The 22,224-nt window shown below is 57.7% G+C and carries 20 protein-coding genes; 9 read left to right on the top strand and 11 right to left on the bottom strand.

Translation table 11 applies throughout. The features are described 5' to 3' along the window. Position 1 precedes the first annotated feature (1 nt). Genes RB216_RS13770 through RB216_RS13725 form a run of 10 tightly spaced genes read right to left on the bottom strand, consistent with a single transcriptional unit; the run spans position 2 to position 12,117 of the window. Positions 2-781 (bottom strand): outer membrane lipoprotein-sorting protein, encoded by a 780-nt coding sequence (locus RB216_RS13770; protein WP_214497057.1) that lies wholly within the window; start codon positions 779-781, stop codon positions 2-4. After that, positions 778-3,138 carry an ABC transporter permease gene (locus RB216_RS13765; RefSeq protein ID WP_214497058.1) on the bottom strand — a complete coding sequence of 787 codons (2,361 nt, stop codon included), beginning with the start codon at positions 3,136-3,138 and terminating at the stop codon, positions 778-780. The genes RB216_RS13770 and RB216_RS13765 overlap by 4 nt, the downstream gene beginning before the upstream one ends. After that, on the bottom strand, positions 3,135-3,821 hold the full coding sequence (locus tag RB216_RS13760; RefSeq protein WP_214497059.1) for an ABC transporter ATP-binding protein: 687 nt from the start codon (positions 3,819-3,821) through the stop codon (positions 3,135-3,137). The genes RB216_RS13765 and RB216_RS13760 overlap by 4 nt, the downstream gene beginning before the upstream one ends. An 18-nt stretch (positions 3,822-3,839) precedes the next feature. After that, on the bottom strand, positions 3,840-4,970 hold the full coding sequence (locus tag RB216_RS13755; RefSeq protein ID WP_214497060.1) for a hypothetical protein: 1,131 nt from the start codon (positions 4,968-4,970) through the stop codon (positions 3,840-3,842). Further along, a complete protein-coding gene (locus RB216_RS13750; RefSeq protein ID WP_214497061.1) occupies positions 4,967-5,419 on the bottom strand; it encodes an SRPBCC family protein in 453 nt (150 codons plus the stop codon). The genes RB216_RS13755 and RB216_RS13750 overlap by 4 nt, the downstream gene beginning before the upstream one ends. A 14-nt stretch (positions 5,420-5,433) precedes the next feature. Next, a complete protein-coding gene (locus tag RB216_RS13745) occupies positions 5,434-8,049 on the bottom strand; it encodes an aminotransferase class III-fold pyridoxal phosphate-dependent enzyme (protein ID WP_308908834.1) in 2,616 nt (871 codons plus the stop codon). Further along, complete coding sequence (locus RB216_RS13740; RefSeq protein ID WP_214497063.1) at positions 8,046-9,086, bottom strand: fatty acid desaturase family protein; 1,041 nt, start codon at positions 9,084-9,086, stop codon at positions 8,046-8,048. The genes RB216_RS13745 and RB216_RS13740 overlap by 4 nt, the downstream gene beginning before the upstream one ends. Then, on the bottom strand, positions 9,071-10,093 hold the full coding sequence (locus RB216_RS13735; protein WP_214497064.1) for a hypothetical protein: 1,023 nt from the start codon (positions 10,091-10,093) through the stop codon (positions 9,071-9,073). Before RB216_RS13735 ends, RB216_RS13740 begins: the two co-directional genes overlap by 16 nt. 11 nt (positions 10,094-10,104) lie before the next feature. Continuing rightward, positions 10,105-10,371, bottom strand: coding sequence for an acyl carrier protein (locus RB216_RS13730; protein ID WP_214497065.1), 267 nt, complete (start codon positions 10,369-10,371; stop codon positions 10,105-10,107). 45 nt (positions 10,372-10,416) lie between these two features. After that, positions 10,417-12,117 carry an AMP-binding protein gene (locus tag RB216_RS13725; protein WP_214497066.1) on the bottom strand — a complete coding sequence of 567 codons (1,701 nt, stop codon included), beginning with the start codon at positions 12,115-12,117 and terminating at the stop codon, positions 10,417-10,419. A 177-nt stretch (positions 12,118-12,294) separates the two neighbouring features. On the opposite strand from RB216_RS13725, the gene RB216_RS13720 reads away from it, so the two are divergent. Together RB216_RS13720 and RB216_RS13715 are read left to right on the top strand one after the other, a co-directional pair. Further along, entirely contained in the window at positions 12,295-12,594 is a 300-nt protein-coding gene (locus RB216_RS13720; RefSeq protein WP_502937852.1) for a hypothetical protein, read from the top strand. Between the two features lie 101 nt (positions 12,595-12,695). Further along, on the top strand, positions 12,696-12,965 hold the full coding sequence (locus RB216_RS13715) for a hypothetical protein (protein ID WP_214497067.1): 270 nt from the start codon (positions 12,696-12,698) through the stop codon (positions 12,963-12,965). A 711-nt stretch (positions 12,966-13,676) separates the two neighbouring features. On the opposite strand, the gene RB216_RS13710 is transcribed toward RB216_RS13715, so the two are convergent. After that, positions 13,677-14,612 carry an AraC-like ligand-binding domain-containing protein gene (locus RB216_RS13710; RefSeq protein ID WP_308908833.1) on the bottom strand — a complete coding sequence of 312 codons (936 nt, stop codon included), beginning with the start codon at positions 14,610-14,612 and terminating at the stop codon, positions 13,677-13,679. Between the two features lie 559 nt (positions 14,613-15,171). Between RB216_RS13710 and oxdA the strand changes: the two genes are divergently transcribed. The 7 genes from oxdA (at position 15,172) to RB216_RS13675 (ending at position 22,210) form a co-directional block, all read left to right on the top strand. Next, positions 15,172-16,230, top strand: coding sequence for an aliphatic aldoxime dehydratase (gene oxdA, locus RB216_RS13705; RefSeq protein WP_122675017.1), 1,059 nt, complete (start codon positions 15,172-15,174; stop codon positions 16,228-16,230). Positions 16,231-16,317: 87 nt separating this feature from the next. Then, a complete protein-coding gene (locus RB216_RS13700) occupies positions 16,318-17,184 on the top strand; it encodes a transporter (protein ID WP_308908832.1) in 867 nt (288 codons plus the stop codon). 123 nt (positions 17,185-17,307) lie between these two features. Beyond that, positions 17,308-17,796 carry a group I truncated hemoglobin gene (locus RB216_RS13695; RefSeq protein ID WP_308908831.1) on the top strand — a complete coding sequence of 163 codons (489 nt, stop codon included), beginning with the start codon at positions 17,308-17,310 and terminating at the stop codon, positions 17,794-17,796. A gap of 270 nt (positions 17,797-18,066) precedes the next feature. Further along, a complete protein-coding gene (locus RB216_RS13690) occupies positions 18,067-19,581 on the top strand; it encodes an amidase (RefSeq protein ID WP_214497070.1) in 1,515 nt (504 codons plus the stop codon). 81 nt (positions 19,582-19,662) lie between these two features. After that, positions 19,663-20,265 (top strand): nitrile hydratase subunit alpha, encoded by a 603-nt coding sequence (gene nthA / locus RB216_RS13685; RefSeq protein ID WP_071495697.1) that lies wholly within the window; start codon positions 19,663-19,665, stop codon positions 20,263-20,265. Between the two features lie 41 nt (positions 20,266-20,306). Then, positions 20,307-20,969: a nitrile hydratase subunit beta gene (gene nthB / locus RB216_RS13680; RefSeq protein ID WP_308908830.1), complete on the top strand. Its 663-nt coding sequence runs from the start codon at positions 20,307-20,309 to the stop codon at positions 20,967-20,969. After that, on the top strand, positions 20,966-22,210 hold the full coding sequence (locus RB216_RS13675; RefSeq protein ID WP_308908829.1) for a GTP-binding protein: 1,245 nt from the start codon (positions 20,966-20,968) through the stop codon (positions 22,208-22,210). The genes nthB and RB216_RS13675 overlap by 4 nt, the downstream gene beginning before the upstream one ends. Positions 22,211-22,224 lie beyond the last annotated feature (14 nt).

Below are 22,224 nucleotides of genomic sequence, written 5' to 3'. Positions count from 1 at the left end.
ATCAGTGTTCAGTGCGCAAGGCACGTTGAGTGAATTCAGCATCCGAGATGCCAGGGTTGATGCTCACTTTCTCGACAATCATCCGCGTGCTCTTATTGGCTGCTAGATTGTGCATGGTCTGGGCCGTAGGCCTGCTGAATCCGTCAACAACTTGCAAGCCGTCGCTTTTAAGCTGTTTGACCAGCACCCCCTGGCGGTTAAAGTAATCAACCTGCACCGGGTAACGGCTCTGCTCTTCGAGGTAATAGACCTTGCGTGAATAGCCGGAAATATCTGCCTCTTCGCTACGCGCCTTCGCTTCAATCTGCCTGCATGCCGGCCAACTGAGGCAGGGCTGGGAGGTCGCGAGGCTGGTGAACGTGTAGTTCAGCAGCTTGTAGTCCTCAAAGTCTTCATAGGTGAAGTCTGTCCCCATGAACCAATTCTGCTTTTGAGAACCGGCCAGTCGTCTCAAGCTTTTGGTCGAAGGGGTATAAGACCAGATGTCGTTCGCGGCTTTTCCACTGTCCTCAATTAACAGCGCAACATTCTTGACGGCCGCGGGCGCGGTGAACCGTACCAAGGTGCCCATGCGGTCGCTCATACGCTTGTCCAAGCGACTCAGTTGGCGTGTAAAGGTCAGCCGCTCGCCCTCAAACAGCTCCATGCGATAGTCGACTTTTTCGTCCTGTGCCTTCATACGGCGATCAGAATCCTGCATGACCGCCAGCGCATCGTCGGCGAAGGCGGGCCATGTGCAAAGCATTAAAAGAGGCAAGGCAGTTAGCAGTTTGCTGTTCATCCAAAATTCCTGAGTTTGAGCGTGTCTACCGCGGGAATACGCAATACATGACGAATGGCAGGCATTGCTGCGAATGGAATAATCACCAAGGCGGGCAGGATGACTCTCCAGAAATCACTGAAGGCGGGGTCGGTGTTAATCTTGAACCAGACGTCCGTCAGGCGGTGATTGAGGACGCCTCCGAGACCATAGCCCAGCGGGATGGACACCACGCCAGCAAGCAGCGCAACGCTGAAGGTTTCGCAAAGCATGATGAGCGACACACTTCGGTCGCTGAAACCGAGAATTCTCAACACGCCATATTCGCCGCGACGCCCCACGATGCTGAAGTTCATGCTGGTCACCGCAAACAGCAGTGCAATCGCAATACTCATCAACGCAGAGATGTGAATGATCACCCAGATATGCGAACTGATCTCCAAGATGGAGGCGACTATGTTCTGCTTGGACGTAACCCGTACCACGCCTGCCAACTCATAGATTCTCGCATCGTCCAGGCCACTGCTCCCCGCATCCACCAGGTAAGCGCCGGTAAACTGCTCATCCAGTGACAGCATTTGCTGAGCGAAGCGGCGCGTCGTAATCACTTCACCCGGCAGCGCCCCGGAAAACACCCCGACGACCTTGGCCGGATAGACGTTCCCTCGCACTTTTAGATTCAAACGGTCACCTGGGTGGACGTCATGGGCGATGGCGATGCGGCGTTCAATAACCAGCGCGTCAAGATCGCCGTCCAACAACATCCGGCCTTCCATCAGGTTTACGTGACGCACGCTGTCTGCCGGCTCGATACCCAGGAGACTGGCGTTATCCAGCTGCCCTCCGCCCAGAACCTGCGCCCCGCCCTTGACGAACGTCGACCAGCGACTGCCTGACGCCAGGCCTTCGAGACGTCCGATATCTTCGTCCCACCAGGGCGCATCCAGATCGACCACGCGACTCCAGTTGTCGCGCTCCACGTTGCTGATCGCGGTTCGCTCCATGGACGTCAGGGAAATATAGAAGGCAATGGTGATTGCGATACTCGCCGACATTGCCAGCACCGTGACCAGGCTGATGCGCCAGCTGCGCAGCAAGTTGCGCAACGAATAACGAAACCAGAACGGTCCTCCGATATGACGCAGGCAGGCGACCATACGCAGCGCAAACGCTTGCTCCTGACCTGCGCCAACGTCACGCAGGGCGTCCATCGGCGTGATGCGAATGATCGAGCGCATCGGCAAGTACATGCCCAGGGCGACGGTGCAGCACAGCAATAATCCGGCTCGCCATAGATAAGCTGGCTTGAACATCAACTGTGGCTCGGGCATGCCGATGGCGCGTGCATAGTTCCAGCCGAATGCATACATATCAAACAGCGCCAGGCCGCAACCCAGCACCAAAGCGAGCACAATCAGCATCAGCGCAGGCAGGCTGTAAGCGCAAACGACCTGTCGACGCGTATAGCCCAGCGTGAGAAACATCGCGATCAACGGGCGTTCTTCCTTGGCCCATTGGAACATGAGGAAAAACACCACCAAGGTCGATGACAGCGCAAAAATCAGCACAACCGTCGGCAGGAAAACCTTGAAGGTATTGAGGTCCAACTCGAGGAACTTTTGGCTGAACTGCTCCTGGCGCGGCAGCACGTAATCGACGGCCAGACGCGACTGCGCTCGCGCGGTAATGCGCTGCTTGACGTCATTCATCGACGCATGCGGCGACACGCTGAACAATAAGCTGTTGCTGGCTGAAAAACCCAACTGCTGGCGCATGAGGCCCTGGTCAGCAAACAACACACACAGCGAGCCATTGCTGGGCACGTACACACTGGGGTTCAGCGGCGCGACCAGATACTCTGGGCTTTCAACGATGCCGATAACCTCCACCGGATACCTGGCAGCGCCGGCAATAAAATCAAAACGGTCGCCCACGCCCTTCGCATGGAATTTCGCACAGTTACGCTCAAGGGCAATCCCTGCAACGTCCGCTGCATTAGGCAGGCGACCTTGCAAGACCTTCAGTCGATTGACCGCCGAGAAATCCGCGGCTTCGGCACTCACCATCAATCCTGCGACCGGCTGACTACCGCCCAAAGGCACCAACCCTGGCATCAGTAAGCGGTGATGGGTCGCGGTTACGCCAGCAATGTCATCGAATGCCGGGAGGTTGATCAGATCGTCCGGCGCAAAGATGACTTCCAGATCGGCCATCGATGCGTGGGACTGAATGTCCTCAACCGTATCGAACAGACTGTCGATCGCCGAATAGGCACCCACCAGCACACCAAAGGTTGAGGCACAGATCAGTGCGATGGTCAGCAAGCGATAGCGAATGACCAGAACCGAGCGAAGCACATGCCGCATCAGCATGTTCATGGTTCGGCCCTGTGCAGGTTGCCGGAGCGCATCTCGTAGACGTTATCGGCGTGCTGCCCAAGTGCGGGGTTGTGCGTGACGATGACCACCGTGACCTGCTTCTCTTCCTGCATCTGACGCAGCAGTTCAAAAACACGCATGCCTGTCTCTTCGTCAAGACTGCCGGTGGGCTCGTCCGCGAGAATCAACTGAGGTTCCTTGATAAGCGCTCGCGCAATAGCGACCCGCTGTTGCTGACCTCCGGAGAGTTTTGAAGGGAATTTTTCGGCGTGTTCGTGCAGACCAACTTTGCGCAAATATTCCTGCGCGCGCGCATGATCCTGCAAAGTGACTGAGCGGATCGGTTCAAGCCCAGTCAGCACGTTTTCCTTCACCGTCAACGTCGGGATCAAGTTGTGAAACTGGAAGATGAACCCTACCCGCTCCGCCCTGAAACGCGTCAATGCCTTGAAGTCCATGGCGTTCAGGCGTGCGTCTGCGACCTGGACCAGCCCCTCATCCACACGATCCAAACCGCCCAGCACATTGAGCAGCGTGGTTTTGCCCGAGCCTGATACACCTCTGATCACCGTCATGCTGGCGCGAGGTATCGTCAGGTTGATGTCATTGAGCACTAAACTGCGCCCGTCACCGCTGGGGTAGAATTTTTTCAGCCCCACAAGAGAAATCAAGGGATTATCCATTTCGATTACAGCTCCAGTTTAACCCGGGGTTTGGTCTAAATTGAGTCCGAAAACACCGTAGCGCTTGGTCCGACGCATTCCGACATTACGTGCAAGTACGTAGCTGGAAGGATTGCGGTCGTCGATCCACATGGTGTCAACACGTTGAAAGCGCGGTTCGGCGTAACGCACGATCTCATCGCCGATTAACCGGCCTAGACCACTTCCCTGGACGGATGGGTCGGCACCGATAAGTGCGATGACACCACCGGTGACGCCGCGCTTGTAACGATTTAGCTTGAGCAGGTCGAACAGACCGAAATGACCCTTGAGTCGACTCAAGATCTGGTTGAGGTCCGGCAAAATCAGGAAAAATGCTACGGCCCGGCCGTCCAATTCAATAAGCTTGATGCCTTCAAGATCGATAAACGTCTTCACACTATCGATCTGGAATTTGAAACTGGCCTTGGAGATCGGCGCGACCTCATAGTTCTCGGCAAATGCACTGTTGAACAAACAGCGGATTTCCTCCAGATTCGAACGCAAGTCAGTCCGCGTAGCACTGCGCACACTGAACTGGCTACCTGGCAATACTTTTTCACTGCGGCTGGCCTTGCGTCGCGCACGGTACTGCTCCACGTCAACCCCATACGTGCTGAAGGTGAAAGCCAACTCGAAACCCGCCTGCTTGAGAGCGTCGGCGTACCAAAGCGGGTTATAGGTTTGCAGCAGCGTGGGAGGCCGGCCGTCGATGTTCTCGAGTAACAACGCAGCATCCTGTGTCGAGGTATAACTGTAAGGCCCCAGTAACCTTGATTTGCCACGCGCTCTCGCCCATTGACCTACCGCATTGAATAATGCCCTCGTGACGGCGGGGTCTGGCGCGACTTCAAAAAAACCGAAAAAAACGTGCTCATGACCAAAGCGCAGGTTGTATGCCGCGTGAATACATACGCTGACTCGACCTTGGGCCTGACCTTGATCATCCAGCGCCAGAAAATGCTCAATCTGCGCTTCGCGAAAGAAGGGGTTATGTCGTGGTGACAATATCCGTTTCATGTCACTGCGTAAGGGCGCAACCCAGTGCTGGTCGTCGGCGTACAGACGAAAAGGCAGGTCGATAAACTGCCTTAACCGCTTTGCAGTATCCACTGCTTCGACAGCAATCATGAGAGGTCCAAAAGCTGTTGCATGTTGCGGTGACGTGCTTCAAATATCCGGTCCATATAGGCGTCGACAAACAACCACTCAAACAGCGCACCGCCTATGGCGTGATAAGTCACTCGATCGGTATAAAGCGTCCCCCCGGCAGCGGATTCAACGCGATGCTCATGCCGGAACGCACTCAGAGGCCCCTTGATCATTTCATCAATGAAATACTCGTTGTCTTTCACTTCGCGAATGCCAACGGTCCAATTGGCAGGGATAAACCCGAACATCCAATGCCGGAAACGGAATTGACGCCCTTGCTCGATCCGCAGGTCAGCAATATCTATGTTTCCAAGTGGGGTAACGCGCTCCGGGAAGATCTTCGGGAAGTTCACACCTTCCATGCAGAAGTCGAACACCTCGGCACAGCTACGCCCCTTGATGAGGGTGGTTTTTACCAATACGGGCATACTCGGATACTCTCTTAGATGGTTTCGACAGCGGTAGCGGTGCTGAATCGTTCGGCGTATCTGCGCCACTGATCGGGATCGAGGGCTTTATCAAAACTGCGAAATCCAGCCAGCATGAAACCGTGGCGCACGGACAACGATTGAACCAATTCAAGGTCATCATTGCTGAGGTCCAGACCAAGGCTCGTGTGGCAGGAAATACCTTCGAGGGCGAGCATCATGGTTTCGGCCATGCAGGCGTATGCGAGGTCTTGCGGGATACCGTAACGTGAGCCCAAGCGTGCTTCTCCGGGCATTTCGACAATGCCACCGTCAAGCACCAGCACGTCCGGCCGGCGACTGGAGATATCCTGGCTGACATTGGCGGGTCGGGAGATATCACACAGGATGGCCCCTTCGGCGATGTCATCGGCGCTGATAAAACGCTCGGCGCTGTTAGTCGCAATCAGTACCAAGTCAGCGTCGGCCAACGAAAGGTTGATGTCGTTACTCCAGCGCAGCGCGGTACGCTCACCGTTTTCAGTCAACAACAAGGCTGCGAGATCCGCACTATCGTGTTCATTCAAACGCTCAGCGATTCCGGCAAGTACGCTGCCGGGCGCCGGCACGCCCTGCGTGCAGAAGTTCACCAACTGAGTAATGACAGAGGCAAAGCGCGGCGTATTGAACCGTGCACTCATCGGGTTACCCACCAGGGTGACCTGTCCGGCCTGCATCGCAATCAACCGCGCGATGGCCGAGCCTATGCTTCCGGTGGCACCAATAACCGCAACGCGCATGTCCTGCATACGGCGCCCTGTCATTTCAACCGCACGGCACGATGCCTCGACCGCTGTAAGCAGCGTGTAACTGTTACCCGTCGTCAGGGCCACGCCTTTATCCAACAAACGCAAGCCACCACCAGTCACGATTGAGGTATGCCCGCCTAGCCCGACCAACGTTGCACCGCGTTGCTTGGCCATGTCGATGGCCTGGCCGATCAGTTCACAGGACTCCTCAACGGGCATCGCCGCCAACTGCGCCGCGGAGCGTGGCACCATGATCAGATCACCGGTCACTCTGCGACCGGTGGCAGGCGATGTAAGCTCGACCGTAGAGACGAAAAATGGGTCCATCAACGGATTCAAGCGCTCTTCAAGCATGCGCAACGACTGTTGAGAATAATGACTCAGGCTTTCATCGAATTCGGCATAGTTCGAGAGCTCCAGGGGATGCAAAACAAATGCAAAATGGTTATCAGGCACTGCCTCGGTAAAGCTGATCTGATGCAGCGGCGCTGGCGGTGGTCCCGACGAGCAGGGCTGAGCATCAAGCAGATGCGCAAGTAATGTGCCCGTACGCCCCTCCTCCACCCATTGCAGTGTGCGAGCCAGCGCCTGGATAAACACTTCACACTCGGCTCGCCCGGCAATGAGGGGAGGCTCGACACGCATCACGTTCGCGCCGTTGAGGGTCGGTGCAACGCGTACACCTTCAACATTGAGCAAGTAGCTTGCGAGAATGGGAACAAGGCTTTCCTGCTCCCCCATGATGCCGGTGAAGCCGCCGTAGAATTGCGGATAGTGACTGCGATCAAGATCAAACTCGATGCCGATCAGGTAGCCCGCACCGCGTACTTCCTTGATGATCGAAGCGTGTCTTGCCGCCAGCTCGTTGAGCTGTTCCAGCAGGTAGCGTCCGTTATCTCGCACGCTGTCCAGCAGGTCTTGACGTTCGTCCAGTATATCCAGCACTTTCAGCCCGATGCGGCAGGCCAGTGTGTTGCCGCCGAACGTAGATGAATGCTTGTTCTGGAAGTCTTCGCTGTACGCGTTCTTGCTGAGCAGGCAGGCACCGATCGGCATGACCCCGCCGCCCAGGGCTTTCGCCAGCAGCAGGCAGTCCGCTTGCACCCCCGCACTGGCGAACATCTGCCCGGTGCGTCCCAGTCCGGTTTGAACCTCATCGATAATCAACAGGGTGCCGCTGCGATCACAGGCGGCCCTGATTTGCTGCAAGTACTCGGGCGGCGGCAGATTGATTCCACCCTCGCCCTGTACCGGTTCAATGATTACTGCAGCGTAGGCGTCAGGGTGGCGCTGTAATTGGTCTTCAAGGGCCTGAATGTCGCCATAGTCAACAAAATCAAAACCAGGCAACGGCGCTTGGAAACCTTCCTGATATTTATCCGAGCCTGTCGCTGAAAGCGCTCCGAGCGTCTTGCCATGGAAGCTCTGGTGGGTCGACAAAATGCGCTTGCGACCTGTCTTGATAAGGCAGGCTTTAAGTGCCGCCTCTACCGTTTCGGCGCCACTGTTTTGAAAGGTCACGCTTCGGTAATCGCCTGGCGCGATTGTTAATAGACGCTGTGCAAGCAACCCACTTGCCGCCAGGGAGGATGGCTGCACAAAGATCGGTTCCCGACTCAGTTGAAAGCTGGCCAGTTCGGCCAGCAATGCGTCCGGACTATGGCCGAATGGCAGCGCACCGTACGCACCGAGAAAATCCAGGTAAGCACGTCCTTGTGCGTCATAGAGGTAGCAGCCCTCCCCGCGGACAAACGTTTTGTCGAGCCCTACCCGACGAATCAATTCGCCGACCGCAGGATTCATATGCTGCTCAAATGGACTGATTTGCTGCCAAGGGCTCATGAAAGATTCTCTGTGCTGTAGGGTGACGAAACGGGCGATAGCCGACCCGCTGTCTGTCGATAAAGATCCGCCGCCACACCCTCGGCCACCATGATTCGTTCATGGGCTGGTCTCAAAGAGTGATAGGGCAATGCCGGAAAAAGATGATGCATGGCGTGATAGCGTTGGCTCAGGGGCTCAAGCAGTTCCAGCCAACTTCCCTGGCGATCATGGGTCGACGAATCGGCCAATTGCCATTGAAGTGATACCGGTTCGCCGCTGGAGGCATACCGATGCGCCAGGCATGTACGGAACATGTTGATGAACAACACACCATAAATGACGGCAAGGAACAGGCCGACACGCGACCACGGCAACATCTCTGAGCCTGCTGCAGCGATCAGCCCCCACGCATAAAGGCTGGTCGCTATCTCCAGCAGGTAGTTGTAGCCGCGTGCGCTACGAAAACGCGTCGCCGTGTTTCGGTAGGCGGCATGTAAGGTGACCGCACTGTATCGCTCGATGACCCGCCGACGCAGCCGCGCAATGCACCAAGAGGCCGGGCCAAGTACTGCAAAACGTACCAACAGCAATAGCGGCGTAAAAAGCGTACCGACCAATAAGGTGATCACACTGCGGCCAAACTGCTGCTCAAAGGGCAGGTACTCCGGATCCTGGCGAGTGCCGTAGCGCCCAAGGGTATGGTGGTCGATATGGCTCAAATACAAAAACGATGGCAACAGCAGTGGGATACCACACGCCAGGTTCCACATCAGGTTGAACCCGGGTACAGCGCGGCGCGGCATATGGCTCAGCTCATGAATGAACATGGCCGACCGGTAAAGCGTGAACACCGCCGTGCCATACCATAAAGGCCAAGTCACAGAACCGGCGCCTTCCAGCATGGACAGTGCGACCCAGAACAAGCCGATGCTCAATCCGAAGTCCAAGCGATAGCGCCATGCATGATGGCGTCGCAAGTCCTCGATCAATGGGCGCAACTCGTCCACGAAGGTACGCCCGTCCAGGTTTGCGACAGGCTTCACCGACGTTTCCAAATGACACCATCCAGATAGAAGTGATGCAGAACGATGATCAGCGGTACCAGCCCTACGGAAGGCATCTCCAGGCTGAGCACCAACAGACTGGCCAGCCCCAGCGTACTGAACCAGATCCACGGTTTAGCCCCCATCCGCTTGACCCAACCGTGTGCAACACCCAAGGCGCCTGTGACGGCTGGCTGGGTTTCAGTTCGGCGCAGTCCAGCCATTACGGTAGACGTGCACACCAAGTGGTATTGCAGCGCGTGGATGCTGGTACCGATCAAAATAAGCGCGTACAGATCGTTCACCAGCAGGTAAGCGGCGTTATACAGACCCAGCGAAACCGCCAGCATGACCAAGACGAACCGCGGCAAGGCTTCTTGATGACGCTGCTGTCGCCGCTCGGCAACCAGGAATTGAAGCGTCGTGGCTGCGAATACAGCGTATGCCAACCAAGCCCAGAACGGCGCGAGTGCCGGCGTTGGAATTGAGATGTTCGCAAACGGCAGCGTCTGCTCAAACAGTTCGTAGTTTCCAAAATGAAAACCACCGTGAGTGATGCGATAAATCAGCGGCGCAGCAAACCCGGCCAATACCATGTTGCGAATCGGCAAAGTGGAATGTTTATACCCGGCCTTCTTCGCATAAAGTGCCGCCACACCAAAATGCTGTTTACACACATGATAGGGCTGCCAATAAACCCAGATCGCCACAATCCAAGGTAAAGCATTCAGGCTGTAGAGGCCGACGCACAAGACAGTGATAACAACTAATCCCGCCCAGAATTGTACTTTGTGGCGCTGGTATTCCTGCGGCTCAGCGAACAATCGAACGTGCGTATGCAGTACATGGGGAATATCTAGGAACAGCGCAAATAACAACGCGCCCACCAGAAACGCCGGTCCCTGCATAATAGCCAGTAACAGCGCGACCGAAATCAATGGGCCTCCAACCAGAATAGCCAGCGTGTCGACCTTGGCACTGACGAACCACGGCATTTTTACAGACATATTAGTGGACATAGACGATCCCTTTATACCGCCGCGGAAAACGCGAGTGTGTTCGCACGCTCAAGTATCATCGCCAACTCCTGAAGCGTTGTCGTCGCATCAACTTGGTCGGCAGGCAAGCTCAGCGATAAACGACCTTTCAACTCGGAGAGCAGCGTTAGTTGCCCCATTGAGTCCAAGCCCAAGTCCAACAGCGTATCGTTAGCCTTTATCTCGGAACTGTTCAAATGAGCCGGTAGAATTCCCTGTATTGAAAGGCTTTTTATCGTCTGGCAAATAACATCAAACACAAGTGCTCCTTGCACGTATGCAATCCGTGCTGTTGTAAAAGATGATTAAGCGGAAACGCGGTCAGTAGTGACGGCAGCAGAACTCAAACGGTTACTCAAATACAGTCGACTTAATGCCTGACGCTGGATTTTCCCACTTGTGGTTTTAGGGAATTCCGAGCGGCGGATCAGCAGCACCTCATCCACCTGGACGCCGGCTTGGCGTACAACGATCTGCGCCACTTCGCGACGCAACTCCGCTGGATCCCGAGTGCCAAGAGCATTACTCGCCATGACCACTACAACGCATTCCTTTGAACGCTGAATGTCGATGCAGGAGAAGGCAGCGACAGAACCGGCAGCTAAATTGAAGGCACTTTCCAGCGCCCATTCAATAATGTGCGGATTGACGTTGACGCCTGCACGCGTAATCAAGTCCTTGCTGCGCCCGGTAATGAACACTTCATCGTTCAGCAGAAAGCCCAGATCACCCGTGTCATACCAATCTTTTGCTTCGGGTCGCACCGCATCCATTTTCAAGTAACGGCGAATGATACTGTCGCCCCTGATCTGCAGCCGGCCAAGCTGGCCCTGCGTCAAACAAATTTCGTGTTCATCTACGACTCGAAATTCGGTTTCACCGACTGCCGTGCCATTTCCTAGATAAGGTGCAGAGCCGGGAGTGCCAGGCGCTTGCTCTTTGAACAGCATTGAGCTGTGCAGGCTTTGAGTGTCCAACCAGCGAACGCGCATACCTTGTCCAGGCGCGTTGAGTGAAACCGCAACCACTGCTTCCGCCATACCGTACGCCGGTTGCAGTACACCCACTTGCAGGCCATGAACTGCGAAGGCAATTTCAAACTGACGGAGGTGGTCATAAAACACTGGCTCGGCACCCACCCAGGCATAGCGCCAATGGGACAAGTCCAGTTCACCTTCGCGCACGCGTCCGGCGAGGCGGCTGAGCAAGGCAAATGCAGAAGTTGGCGCTGGTGACAAGGTACCCTTGAAGCGAGAAAGTGCCTGCAGCCAAGACATGGGCTGTCGAGAAAACTCGTGAGTTGGCATCAGCACCAGATCGATAGAACACCACCAGGCCAGCGTCAATGCGGAAAGCCCCATGTCGTGGTGAAGCGGCAACCAACTGACCATCCGGTCGGTCGTGTCGACGTTTACACGCTCGGCAATTGCCTGACAATTGGAACTGAGCATCGACTGACTGATGCACACCGCTTTAGGCATTCCGGTACTGCCAGATGTGAACTGTAAAATCGCCAAGTCTTCAGGGCGGCTCAAGGCTGGCTCATCGACGTAATCGGCTATCGCGCTCATCTGCTTGAGCAACTCGTCATCCGTCAGGGCGACGTCTGACCATGAGCCCGGCAACTTCGTCGCTATCGTCCCGCTGGTCATTATCAACGCAGGTTCAATCAACTCCAGCATTGCGGCCAACCCGCTGCCATCACGCATTGTCGTATGAGTTAAATCGTGCGGCAGAAGCGCGATTGCCAATCTTTCGGCCCACGCGGCGAGCACCACGGTCAGCACCTCCATGCTCGAAGACATGCAGATCGCTACGACCTGCCCCGGTTCAAGGGCACGTTGGCGGAGTACCTGACGCACCTGATAAACCTTAGACTTGAGGTCCAACTGCGTCAGGCAAAAGGCAGAATCATGATCAAGAACCGTTGTGAGACGGTCCGGTGGGCACAACAGGAATTTTTCTATGAGGCACAGGCGGGCAGGTGCAACTAATCCATTAGTCATCGCGTTCAGTCCTTGAAACATCCTGCAAAGAATAAATATCGTCCAACAATCTGTCAATATGGCCCTTTGATATTAATCAGCCAATAAAACGACGAAAGCGCAGAGCTTGTAGCGAATTAAAATCATCATATTGATTTATATATATTTTTTATTTTTTCGGAATCTTCCGCGACATCAGTGGCGCAACCGGGAACATCAACGTCAATCAATAGAAGCCTGCACGTCACATACGGGGGTGCAAAAGCGGCAGTGTTCACCGGCGGCCAGATGGGTGCCGGTATCTACTACAGCCATGGAGACTCGTTTGGCGGCGGCTCGTACAACGAGGCGCTCACCGTAAATACGGACGACCAGTCCATGTACCTGAAAACCTTCGGCATGGCGTTCCACACTCGCCAAGACCAGAAGCTTTCTCAAGAAGGCGGTGCAGAGACGCTTTGGGGCCTTCTCATCGCACCGCTACAACGCAATCGGTAAATCATTGCTGGGTGCGAATTAGAAAGAACCCAGGGGGGGCACTTGGCCTTGACGCTGCCCCCTACGACAAAGAAGTAAGACTCACATAGAAGGTTCAGACCATGGAAGTAGTCCTGCTCGCCCACATCACATTTAACCGAATAGGCTCGGCCAGTGGCGGAGGCTTTCAAAGCCAACGCCAGGTCAAGTTTTCCGCAGAGCTACCAGACACCGACCAATCGGCCTTAAGGGAATTGGTGATCGAGATCGCCGAGGCAAATGGTGAAGCGGCGGGAGCCTTGAGAGAATTGAGGTACGAGCGAAACTACGGAGGGGAATTGGTACTCAACATCCAAGGCCCGAGCACCTCATACGGCACCGCTTATGCCTAACGTCGCATCATCCATGCGCTGAAAGCCAAAGGGCAGTACTTCAAGCCTCAGGCGGTAGAAGACAGAGACGTCACACCATATGTCTCATCTCGGAGGGCTAAGTAGTTCGCATATCGACTCATCGAACAACCAGGGATTTGCCGGATTCTGGTTGGTCATCCAGTATACGGAGGCGCACTGAATACCAGTCACGTCCACCCCGCCCCGCTTCAGAAATCGCCATTCGCGATCACTCGCACACCCGGTGCAAATGGGGGCAAAAGTGGGGGCATAACTTGATTTTTTTAGCTGAAAGCACCGTCCTAGAGCCAAGTCAAAATGTTTTTTGGCGACCCTGAGAGTCTCTAGGGGACGCCTGGCAGGCTGTTCAGCTGATCATTTCTGCCTTTTCACAGACCATTGAGCCCCATCCACTTCCAGTGGATTGCCACACCAGGGGCATATCCGAGGGTATGCATGGATAGTTTGAAAAGGATGCCCCCAATGGCCTGCCAAGTACTGCGTCGGATCCTAGACTGAGCAGAATAGAGGCCAAGGTAGCCGCAGCAGCATGCATGCGCCTGCGGAAAAGGGTACCGACGGCATCCAGCAAGCCAGGGCAGAACCGGCAATGAAGAATGTGAGAAGGAAGGAGAATTACATTTCGGGTACTTCGGCATGCCCATCCCCATGAACGCCCATCTTCACGTCGACTTTATAAACCCGGTAGTTTCAATTGCGACGTAAAAGCGTATTCGGCGCCACACCAAACGCCTTGCGAAACGCATGGCTGAAATGCGAGAAGTCAGAAAACCCGAAGTCCAGCGCGGCCTGCGAGACACTGCGCACCTGGCCACGCTCGATCGCTTCCCGGCTGGCATTCAGCCGTTCTCTCCAGATCTCTGCCGCAGGGGTTTTCTGGTAGCGCGCAAAGGCACGCGTAACGGTGCGGGTAGACACATTGTGGGCTTGGGCGATGACCTCGATCGACAGGTACGGCTCGGCCAGATGGCGTTGGATGTACTGCATGATGCGGCCGTAGAGGTCCAGCTCCTGGTGAACGGCCTTCAGGTCCTGAAGTTCCAGGCTGATCACCAGCAGGTCGAGCAACGCCTCTGAATAACGACTGGAGATGCCTTCATCCTGGAATGCAGCAGGCGTATTGGCCGCGTGGCGCAGCATTTCACGCAAGGGGATCACGCCAGGCCGTCGATCATCGAGGACCATCGCGGTGTAATCCGCAATACGCGGCAGGCGTTCACTGAGCAGGGCTCGCGGGATGCGCACCAGGTGGTTTTCGGTACCACCGAGGCTGAATCGGAACGCTTGCGTTGCGTCATAAAGAAACAAATTACCGGTTGCCAGGCTGGCTTTCCTGCCGCCCTGTTCAATCTGGCCATGACCGTTTCGGGCAAACCCCAACCATAAATCGTCGGCCGGACCGCTGCGCAGATGCTGCTCGGAACGCTCCCAGTAATGCAGTGGCGATGACAGCGAACAGATGTCCAGAGCGCCTAACGCATTGACCGCGAGCGCGCCATCGAAACTGCTCTGGGACAGGGGTTTGCTGTCGGCCGCCAGGCAATGGCGACAGACCACTTCTTTCCAGTATTCAAAGCGACGGGGTGCGGCGACAGCGAGGGTCGAATACTGAGTACTTGGATTCATGACACTGACCTCGGTACAGCAATGCAGTAAGAGCTGGAAAAGGTGTTACCGGCTTTTCAGCGCTAGCAATTAACAGGCCAGGCGCCTTCACGGGCGCAGGTGAGTGATCGACACGCGTCTGTCACCGACATTGTCTCCCCTCGCCCGTATGCCGGGTGACGACCTCGCCCTACCCATTAAGAGGCACGGCCCCGTGTGTTTACAGCGGTGGTGCACCAACCTCGATCATGCCCGCGCGCGCCTGCTTACGCTGTCTTTTCCAACCAAACGGTTGTCTCGACGAACCAAGCGGCTGCTCGTCGTCACGCCTAATTTCCACCTCACAGCAACTCAACCCCCGCTGATGAGGCTCGCCATGCATCGACCCTGTTCACCCCCCTTGGCTGACACCTCCTGGCTCCTGCAGAGGCGCGACCTCGTGCCTGAAGAGTCGGCGTATTGGTTGATCGAGTGGGGGGCGATGAAGCTGCTGCACCGACGACAGGCCGCCAAGCGCGGCCAGCCGCCCAAGTACTGATGCCCAACCGTAGGCCTGAACCAAAATAACGAGGAGCTCAACATGGAATCTGCAATCGACACACATCTCAAATGCCCGCGCACCCTGTCTCGCCGCGTGCCCGATGAGTACCAGCCGCCCTTTGCAATGTGGGTGGCACGCGCCGACGAGCATTTGGAACAGGTGGTGATGGCTTACTTCGGCGTGCAGTATCGCGGCGAAGCGCAGCGCGCAGCCGCGCTGCAGGCGATGCGTCATATCGTCGAAAGTTTCAGCCTGGCCGATGGCCCGCAGACCCATGACTTGACCCACCACACCGACAACAGCGGCTTCGATAACCTGATTGTGGTCGGCTACTGGAAAGACCCGGCGGCTCACTGCCGCTGGCTGCGCTCGGCGCCGGTCAACGCCTGGTGGGCATCAGAGGACAGGCTCAACGACGGCCTTGGCTATTTTCGCGAGATCAGCGCACCACGCGCCGAGCAATTCGAGACGCTGTACGCCTTCCAGGACAACCTACCCGGTGTCGGCGCGGTCATGGATCGCATCAGCGGCGAAATCGAAGAGCACGGTTATTGGGGCTCGATGCGCGACCGCTTCCCCATCTCGCAGACGGACTGGATGAAGCCGACGAGCGAGCTGCAAGTGATCGCCGGTGACCCGGCCAAAGGTGGGCGCGTGGTGGTGCTGGGGCATGACAACCTCACGCTGATCCGTTCCGGCCAGGACTGGGCGGATGCCGAGGCTGAAGAGCGCTCGCTGTACCTCGACGAAATCCTGCCGACCTTGCAGGACGGCATGGACTTCCTGCGAGACAACGGCCAACCGCTGGGCTGCTACAGCAACCGGTTCGTGCGCAATATCGACCTGGACGGCAACTTTCTCGACGTCAGCTACAACATCGGTCACTGGCGCTCGGTGGAGAAACTCGAACGCTGGGCCGAATCCCACCCGACCCACCTGCGTATTTTCGTGACCTTCTTTCGCGTGGCCGCGGGCTTGAAGAAGTTGCGGCTGTACCACGAAGTATCGGTATCGGACGCCAAGAGCCAGATCTTCGAGTACATCAACTGCCACCCGCAGACCGGCATGTTGCGCGACGCGCAAGTATCGCCCGCCTGACGCCAGCCCTGACTCCACTTTTAGCCCTGCGCTTTGCCTGACTGGCGATAGCGGGGCTCTTTTTGCCCGCAAAAAGGATCCTCGACCATGAAACAGTTTCGTTACCTGTCGCTTGCAGCCCTCCTCCCCAGCCTTTGCGCCCACGCTGTCGAGGTAGCCCCTGGCGACTACGAGCAGTTACCCGCTGATGCAACGCTTGGCCTGCTCTACTACCAGCACTCCACCACGAAGAGTGCCTACGCCCAAGGCCACAAAATCAGTTCCGATTTCGACCTGACTTCCGACGTCGGCATTCTGCGACTGCTGCACGTCTACCAGCTGAGCGAGCGACTCACCGTCTCGCCACAACTCCTGTTGCCCTTCGGCCATGTCTCAAGCGGCGGTGACGCTTCCGCCTTGGGCAACACCAGTGGCGTGGGCGACCTCATTCTCACCGCGCCGCTCAAATACACGCTAAACGATGCCAAAGACGTCCTCGGCGCCACTGCTTACCTCTACGTGCCTAGCGGCAACTACGATAAGAACGACGCGCTCAACCTGGGCGAGAACCGCTGGAAGGTTGACCTCCAGGCGGCCTACATCAAGCACTTCGCGGAAAAGTGGGCCGTCGACCTCGTAGGCGATGCCATTTGGTATGGCGACAACAACGACTTCGGCGCCAACTCCGCCCGCAGGGAGCAGGACGTTTCCTACGAAACCCAGTTGATGGGCCGCTACATGCCTGACCCGACCACCGCGCTGGCCATTGGCTTTGGCCACAACTGGGGCGGTGAAACCCAGGTCGCGGGTGTCAACCAGGACGACAAGATGCAGACCACCAACTTTCGCGTCACCGCCACCAAGTTCGTCACCGCCAAGGACCAGCTTCAGCTGCAACTGGGCCGCGACCTGTCCGTGGAGAACGGGCCAAAGGAAAACTTTCGCATGAACCTGCGTTACGCACGGGTTTTCTGACCCCTGTCCGCCTGGATCAAACGGTTGTCCTCACCAGCCAAGCGTGTGCGCGAGAGCAGATCTAACGTGTACCCGTCAGCCGTAGCCAATGAGATTGTCCCCACTGAAACGGAGAAATCACACATGACCGACCAACAACCCGCCCTGGAACAACAGCCCTCCCTCTACACGCGACTCGGGGGCTACGACGTTATCTATCAGTTCGCCGGCGCCGTCTTGAGAAAAACAATGGGCCACCCTGCCATCGGGCACATCTGGGCCCATATGTCCGAATCAACGTTCCAGAAAGAACACATCAATTTTGTCGATTTCCTCTCTGAGCACTGGGGCGGAAGCGCCAAATACCGGGGGCGGGACATGGTCACCGCACATCGGGGCATGGGGCTTACCGAGGTGCACTGGCAAGCCGTGCTCGATTGTCTCGAGGAGTGCTACAACGACTACGACCTGGCGGCGAACCTGCGCAAAGAGGTCAATGACTTTCTCATCAAGTTCAAGCCGGCGGTGATAGGTAGCCCCTCCTATCGGGACGTCGTACTCGCCCACCCTGAAATGGACCCCGCCAAGGGCATGAAAAGCGTCGGCGTTATCTGGCCCAAACACGAGAAGTAATCTGCGCAAGACGCAACACCTGAACCCCAGAAATAAGCCGTTTGGATCTTCAGGGCATACGCCCTGCTGCCGGGGTTCGCCCTGGCAGCTGAAGCTCACGGGACACACCCGTCCCTTTCAACCAAATGGCTGTCTTGCTCAACCAAGCGCCGTTCGATCACCAGAGATAGCTTAGTCACAGATCCCAGTCACGCGGACACCTTTGCAGGACCTCGCCGCGAGACATGTGCACAGACATTTGCCAGCCCACTTCAGGAAACAGGACGTCTCATGGCCATCATCCGCCCGACTGTCGAACAACTGCAGGACCTCGCCACCAGCCTGCACATACAGCTGACACGCGAACAAGCCAGCGAATATCTGGCGCTCATGCAATCCAGTTTCGATGCGTACGACCTGGTCGATGATCTGCCCGATTTCACACCGCTGGTGCGCTACGAGCGCAGCGCGGGCTATCGCCCCTCGCACACTGAAAACACGCTCAACGCCTGGTACTACAAGACGGAAGTGATGGGCGCCAGTTCAGGCACGCTGGCGGGCAAGACCGTCGCTCTCAAAGACAACATCGCCCTGGCCGGCGTCCCGATGATGAACGGCGCCGCGCCACTGGAGGGGTTTGTCCCTTCGTTCGACGCCACCGTGGTCACGCGTTTGCTCGATGCCGGCGCGACCATCCTCGGCAAAGCCACCTGCGAGCACTACTGCCTCTCGGGGGGCAGCCACACCTCTGACCCAGCCCCGGTGCACAACCCTCATCGTCACGGTTACGCCGCTGGCGGTTCCTCATCGGGCAGCGCTGCCCTGGTCGCCGCCGGCGAGGTGGACATCGCCGTAGGCGGCGACCAAGGTGGCTCCATCCGCATCCCGTCGGCTTTCTGCGGAACCTACGGAATGAAGCCAACCCATGGCCTGGTGCCCTACACCGGCATCATGGCGATTGAAGCGACCATCGATCACGTCGGCCCGATTACCGCCAACGTGCGCGACAACGCGTTGATGCTGCAGGCCATGGCCGGTTCCGATGGCCTCGACCCACGCCAGGCAGAGCCGCAGGTCGATGACTATGGCAGCTACCTGGGGCGGGGCGTGAGCGGGCTCAGAATCGGCGTCGTGCAGGAAGGGTTCGCGCTGGCCAATCAAGACCCACGCGTGGCGGACAAGGTGCGCGAGGCCATCGCCCATCTCGAGGCCTTGGGCGCGCAGGTCGAGCCGGTGTCCATTCCCGAACACAACCTGGCGGGATCGCTGTGGCACCCCATCGGCTGCGAAGGTCTGACCATGCAGATGATGCATGGCAACGGCGCCGGTTTTAACTGGAAAGGCCTGTACGACATCGGCCTGCTGGACAAACAAGCCGGCTGGCGCGAACAGGCCGACCAATTGTCCGCGTCTCTCAAGCTCTGCATGTTCGTCGGCCAATACGGCCTGACGCACTACCACGGGCGTTACTACGCCAAGGCCCAGAACCTGGCGCGCTTTGCCCGGCAAGGCTATGACAAGGCATTGCAGTCCTATGACCTGCTGGTGATGCCGACCACCCCCATCACGGCCCAACCGCACCCGCCAGCGCACTGCTCGATCACCGAATACGTGGCGCGTGCCCTGGAAATGATCGGCAACACCGCGCCTCAGGACATCACCGGACATCCCGCCATGTCGATTCCGTGCGGCTCGGTGGACGGCATGCCCGTCGGCTTGATGCTGATCGCCAGGCACTACGCTGAAGGCACGATCTACCAGGCGGCGGCGGCGTTCGAAGCCGCGGTGGACTGGCGCACGCTCTAAGTTTCAACCCTGCAAAACAATAAGAACGACCGGCACGTTTCAATCACTCCACAACCGCGTTGACTGATAGGAGATACCTCAATGAGTCCATCTACGCCCACTTCTGCGAGCACCTCGACACCCGGCGAAAGAGCCTGGGCATTGTTTCAAGTCCTCAAGAGCAAGGAGCTCATCCCACAGGGTTACGTCGAGCAGCTCACGCAATTGATGGAGCACGGCTGGAGCCCGGAAAACGGCGCCCGCGTGGTCGCCAAGGCCTGGGTCGATCCGCAGTTCCGGGCGCTGTTGCTCAAGGACGGCACCGCCGCCTGCGCCCAGTTTGGCTACACCGGCCCGCAGGGCGAATACATCGTCGCCCTGGAAGACACGCCCCAGCTGAAAAACGTGATTGTCTGCAGCCTGTGTTCATGCACCAACTGGCCTGTGCTCGGCCTGCCGCCGGAGTGGTACAAGGGCTTCGAGTTCCGCGCGCGCCTGGTCCGAGAGGGCCGCACCGTCCTGCGCGAGCTGGGCACCGAGCTGCCGAACGACATGGTGGTCAAGGTCTGGGACACCAGCGCCGAAAGCCGCTACCTGGTGCTGCCGGTACGGCCTGAAGGCACCGAGCACATGAGCGAGGAGCAGCTTCAGGCCCTAGTGACCAAAGACGTGCTGATTGGCGTCGCCCTGCCCCGCGTTGATTGAGACAAGCAACGCCCCATCGTTCAATTACCGGAGTTTCAATTATGGATGGTTTCCACGATCTCGGCGGTTTCCAAGGCTTTGGCAAAGTCCCTCACACCATCAATAGCCTGGACTATAAGAAGGTCTTCAAGCAGGACTGGGAGCACCTGGCCTACAGCTTGATGTTTATCGGTGTCGATCAGCTGAAGAAGTTCAGCGTGGACGAAGTGCGTCACGCTGTCGAACGCCTGGATGTTCGCCAACATGTCGGCACCCAATACTACGAACGCTATGTCATCGCGACCGCTACCCTGCTGGTCGAAACCGGCGTGCTCACCCAGGCCGAGCTGGACCAGGCGCTGGATAGCCACTTCAAGCTGGCGAACCCGGCACATGCTGAAGGCCGTGCCGCGATCACCGGGCGAGCACCGTTTGAGGTCGGCGATCGGGTGGTGGTGCGCGACGAATATGTGGCGGGACATATCCGCATGCCGGCCTACGTACGCGGCAAGCAGGGCGTGGTGTTGCATCGCACCTCGGAAAAATGGCCTTTCCCGGATGCCATCGGTCACGGCGATACCAGCGCGGCGCATCAGCCGACCTACCACGTCGAGTTCCACAGCAAAGACCTGTGGGGCGACGCGGCAGATGAAGGTTTCGTGGTGGTCGACCTGTTCGAAAGCTACCTGGACCCGGCCGAGGGCCGTCCAGCGGTGAACGTGTGATGGACGGCGCCCAGGCGGGCCGACTGCCGGTGACCGTGCTTTCCGGCTTCCTCGGCGCCGGCAAGACCACCCTGCTCAACCACATCCTGCGCAATCGCGAGGGCCTGAGAGTCGCGGTCATCGTCAACGACATGAGCGAGATCAACATCGATGCCGCAGAGGTGCAGCGCGATGTATCGCTGCACCGTGGCCGCGATGAGTTGATCGAGATGAGCAATGGCTGTATCTGCTGCACGCTGCGCGCCGATCTGCTCGAACAGATCAGCGCGCTGGCGCGTCAACAGCGCTTCGACTACCTGCTTATCGAATCCACCGGGATCTCGGAGCCGATGCCGGTCGCGGAGACGTTCGCCTTCCTTGACGACGAGGGCTTCAGCCTCAGCGAACTGGCGCGGCTCGATACCTTGGTGACGGTGGTCGACGGCAGCTGTTTTCAAGCATTGCTGGAGTCACCGGACAGCGTCGCCCGCGACGATGCCCAGGTAGACGCGCCCAGACGCCCGCTGGCGGACCTGCTGATTGAGCAGGTGGAGTACGCCAACGTGATCCTCGTCAACAAACTGGACCTGATCGACGAGCCGGCCTATCAGGCTGTGCGGGCGATCCTTGCGGGCCTCAACCCGACCGCACGGATCCTGCCGATGACCCAGGGCAACGTCAGGTTGGCCAGCATCCTCGATACCCGTCTGTTCGATCTACCCAGCCTTGCGGCAGCGCCGGGCTGGATGCGCAAGCTGGAGCCTGACAGCGCAACGGCGTCCGAGTCGGACACCTACGGTGTGACCTCCTGGGTGTACCGCGAGCGCGCACCGTTTCACCCCCAGCGCTTGCTCGACTTTCTCAAGCGCCCCTGGAGCAACGGGCGCCTGTTGCGCAGCAAAGGTTACTTCTGGCTTGCCAGCCGACACCTGGAAACCGGCTTGCTGGTGCACAGCGGCAAGCAATTCCAGTGGGACTATGTGGGGCATTGGTGGAGCTTCATAGCGCCGTCGCAATGGCCAAAGGACGAATACCGCTTGCAAGGCATCATGGCCAAGTGGGACGGCGTGGTCGGCGACTGTCGGCAGGAGCTGGTCTTTATCGGCCAGGACCTCGATACACAGGCGTTGCAGCGCGAACTCGACCATTGCCTGCTCAGCCCCGAGGAAATCGCCGCGGGCCCGGCGGCCTGGCCCGCCCTGCCGGGGGCGACGGCCTTTGACACCCGTGCCTTGTCGGCCAGCCCGACGGCTTCCATTTAACCGAGCTAGAGGTG

It is taken from the genome of Pseudomonas canadensis (assembly GCF_030980095.1).
In the GTDB taxonomy this organism is placed as follows: Bacteria; Pseudomonadota; Gammaproteobacteria; order Pseudomonadales; family Pseudomonadaceae; genus Aquipseudomonas; species Aquipseudomonas canadensis.
The sequence above is the reverse complement of the archived record's forward strand: the minus strand, read 5'-3'. Positions and strand labels throughout refer to the sequence as shown.

Bases quoted from the DNA above. Each gene is read 5' to 3' on its own strand.
- RB216_RS13700 (WP_308908832.1), top strand. From the start codon at position 16,318: ATGAAACAGTTTCGTTACCTGTCGCTTGCAGCCCTCCTCCCCAGCCTT.
- RB216_RS13770 (WP_214497057.1), bottom strand. From the start codon at position 781: ATGAACAGCAAACTGCTAACTGCCTTGCCTCTTTTAATGCTTTGCACA.
- RB216_RS13725 (WP_214497066.1), bottom strand. From the start codon at position 12,117: ATGACTAATGGATTAGTTGCACCTGCCCGCCTGTGCCTCATAGAAAAA.
- RB216_RS13760 (WP_214497059.1), bottom strand. From the start codon at position 3,821: ATGGATAATCCCTTGATTTCTCTTGTGGGGCTGAAAAAATTCTACCCC.
- RB216_RS13745 (WP_308908834.1), bottom strand. From the start codon at position 8,049: ATGAGCCCTTGGCAGCAAATCAGTCCATTTGAGCAGCATATGAATCCT.
- oxdA (WP_122675017.1), top strand. From the start codon at position 15,172: ATGGAATCTGCAATCGACACACATCTCAAATGCCCGCGCACCCTGTCT.
- RB216_RS13710 (WP_308908833.1), bottom strand. From the start codon at position 14,612: ATGAATCCAAGTACTCAGTATTCGACCCTCGCTGTCGCCGCACCCCGT.
- RB216_RS13735 (WP_214497064.1), bottom strand. From the start codon at position 10,093: ATGTCCACTAATATGTCTGTAAAAATGCCGTGGTTCGTCAGTGCCAAG.
- RB216_RS13765 (WP_214497058.1), bottom strand. From the start codon at position 3,138: ATGAACATGCTGATGCGGCATGTGCTTCGCTCGGTTCTGGTCATTCGC.
- RB216_RS13695 (WP_308908831.1), top strand. From the start codon at position 17,308: ATGACCGACCAACAACCCGCCCTGGAACAACAGCCCTCCCTCTACACG.
- RB216_RS13750 (WP_214497061.1), bottom strand. From the start codon at position 5,419: ATGCCCGTATTGGTAAAAACCACCCTCATCAAGGGGCGTAGCTGTGCC.
- nthB (WP_308908830.1), top strand. From the start codon at position 20,307: ATGGATGGTTTCCACGATCTCGGCGGTTTCCAAGGCTTTGGCAAAGTC.
- RB216_RS13715 (WP_214497067.1), top strand. From the start codon at position 12,696: ATGGAAGTAGTCCTGCTCGCCCACATCACATTTAACCGAATAGGCTCG.
- RB216_RS13690 (WP_214497070.1), top strand. From the start codon at position 18,067: ATGGCCATCATCCGCCCGACTGTCGAACAACTGCAGGACCTCGCCACC.
- nthA (WP_071495697.1), top strand. From the start codon at position 19,663: ATGAGTCCATCTACGCCCACTTCTGCGAGCACCTCGACACCCGGCGAA.
- RB216_RS13755 (WP_214497060.1), bottom strand. From the start codon at position 4,970: ATGATTGCTGTCGAAGCAGTGGATACTGCAAAGCGGTTAAGGCAGTTT.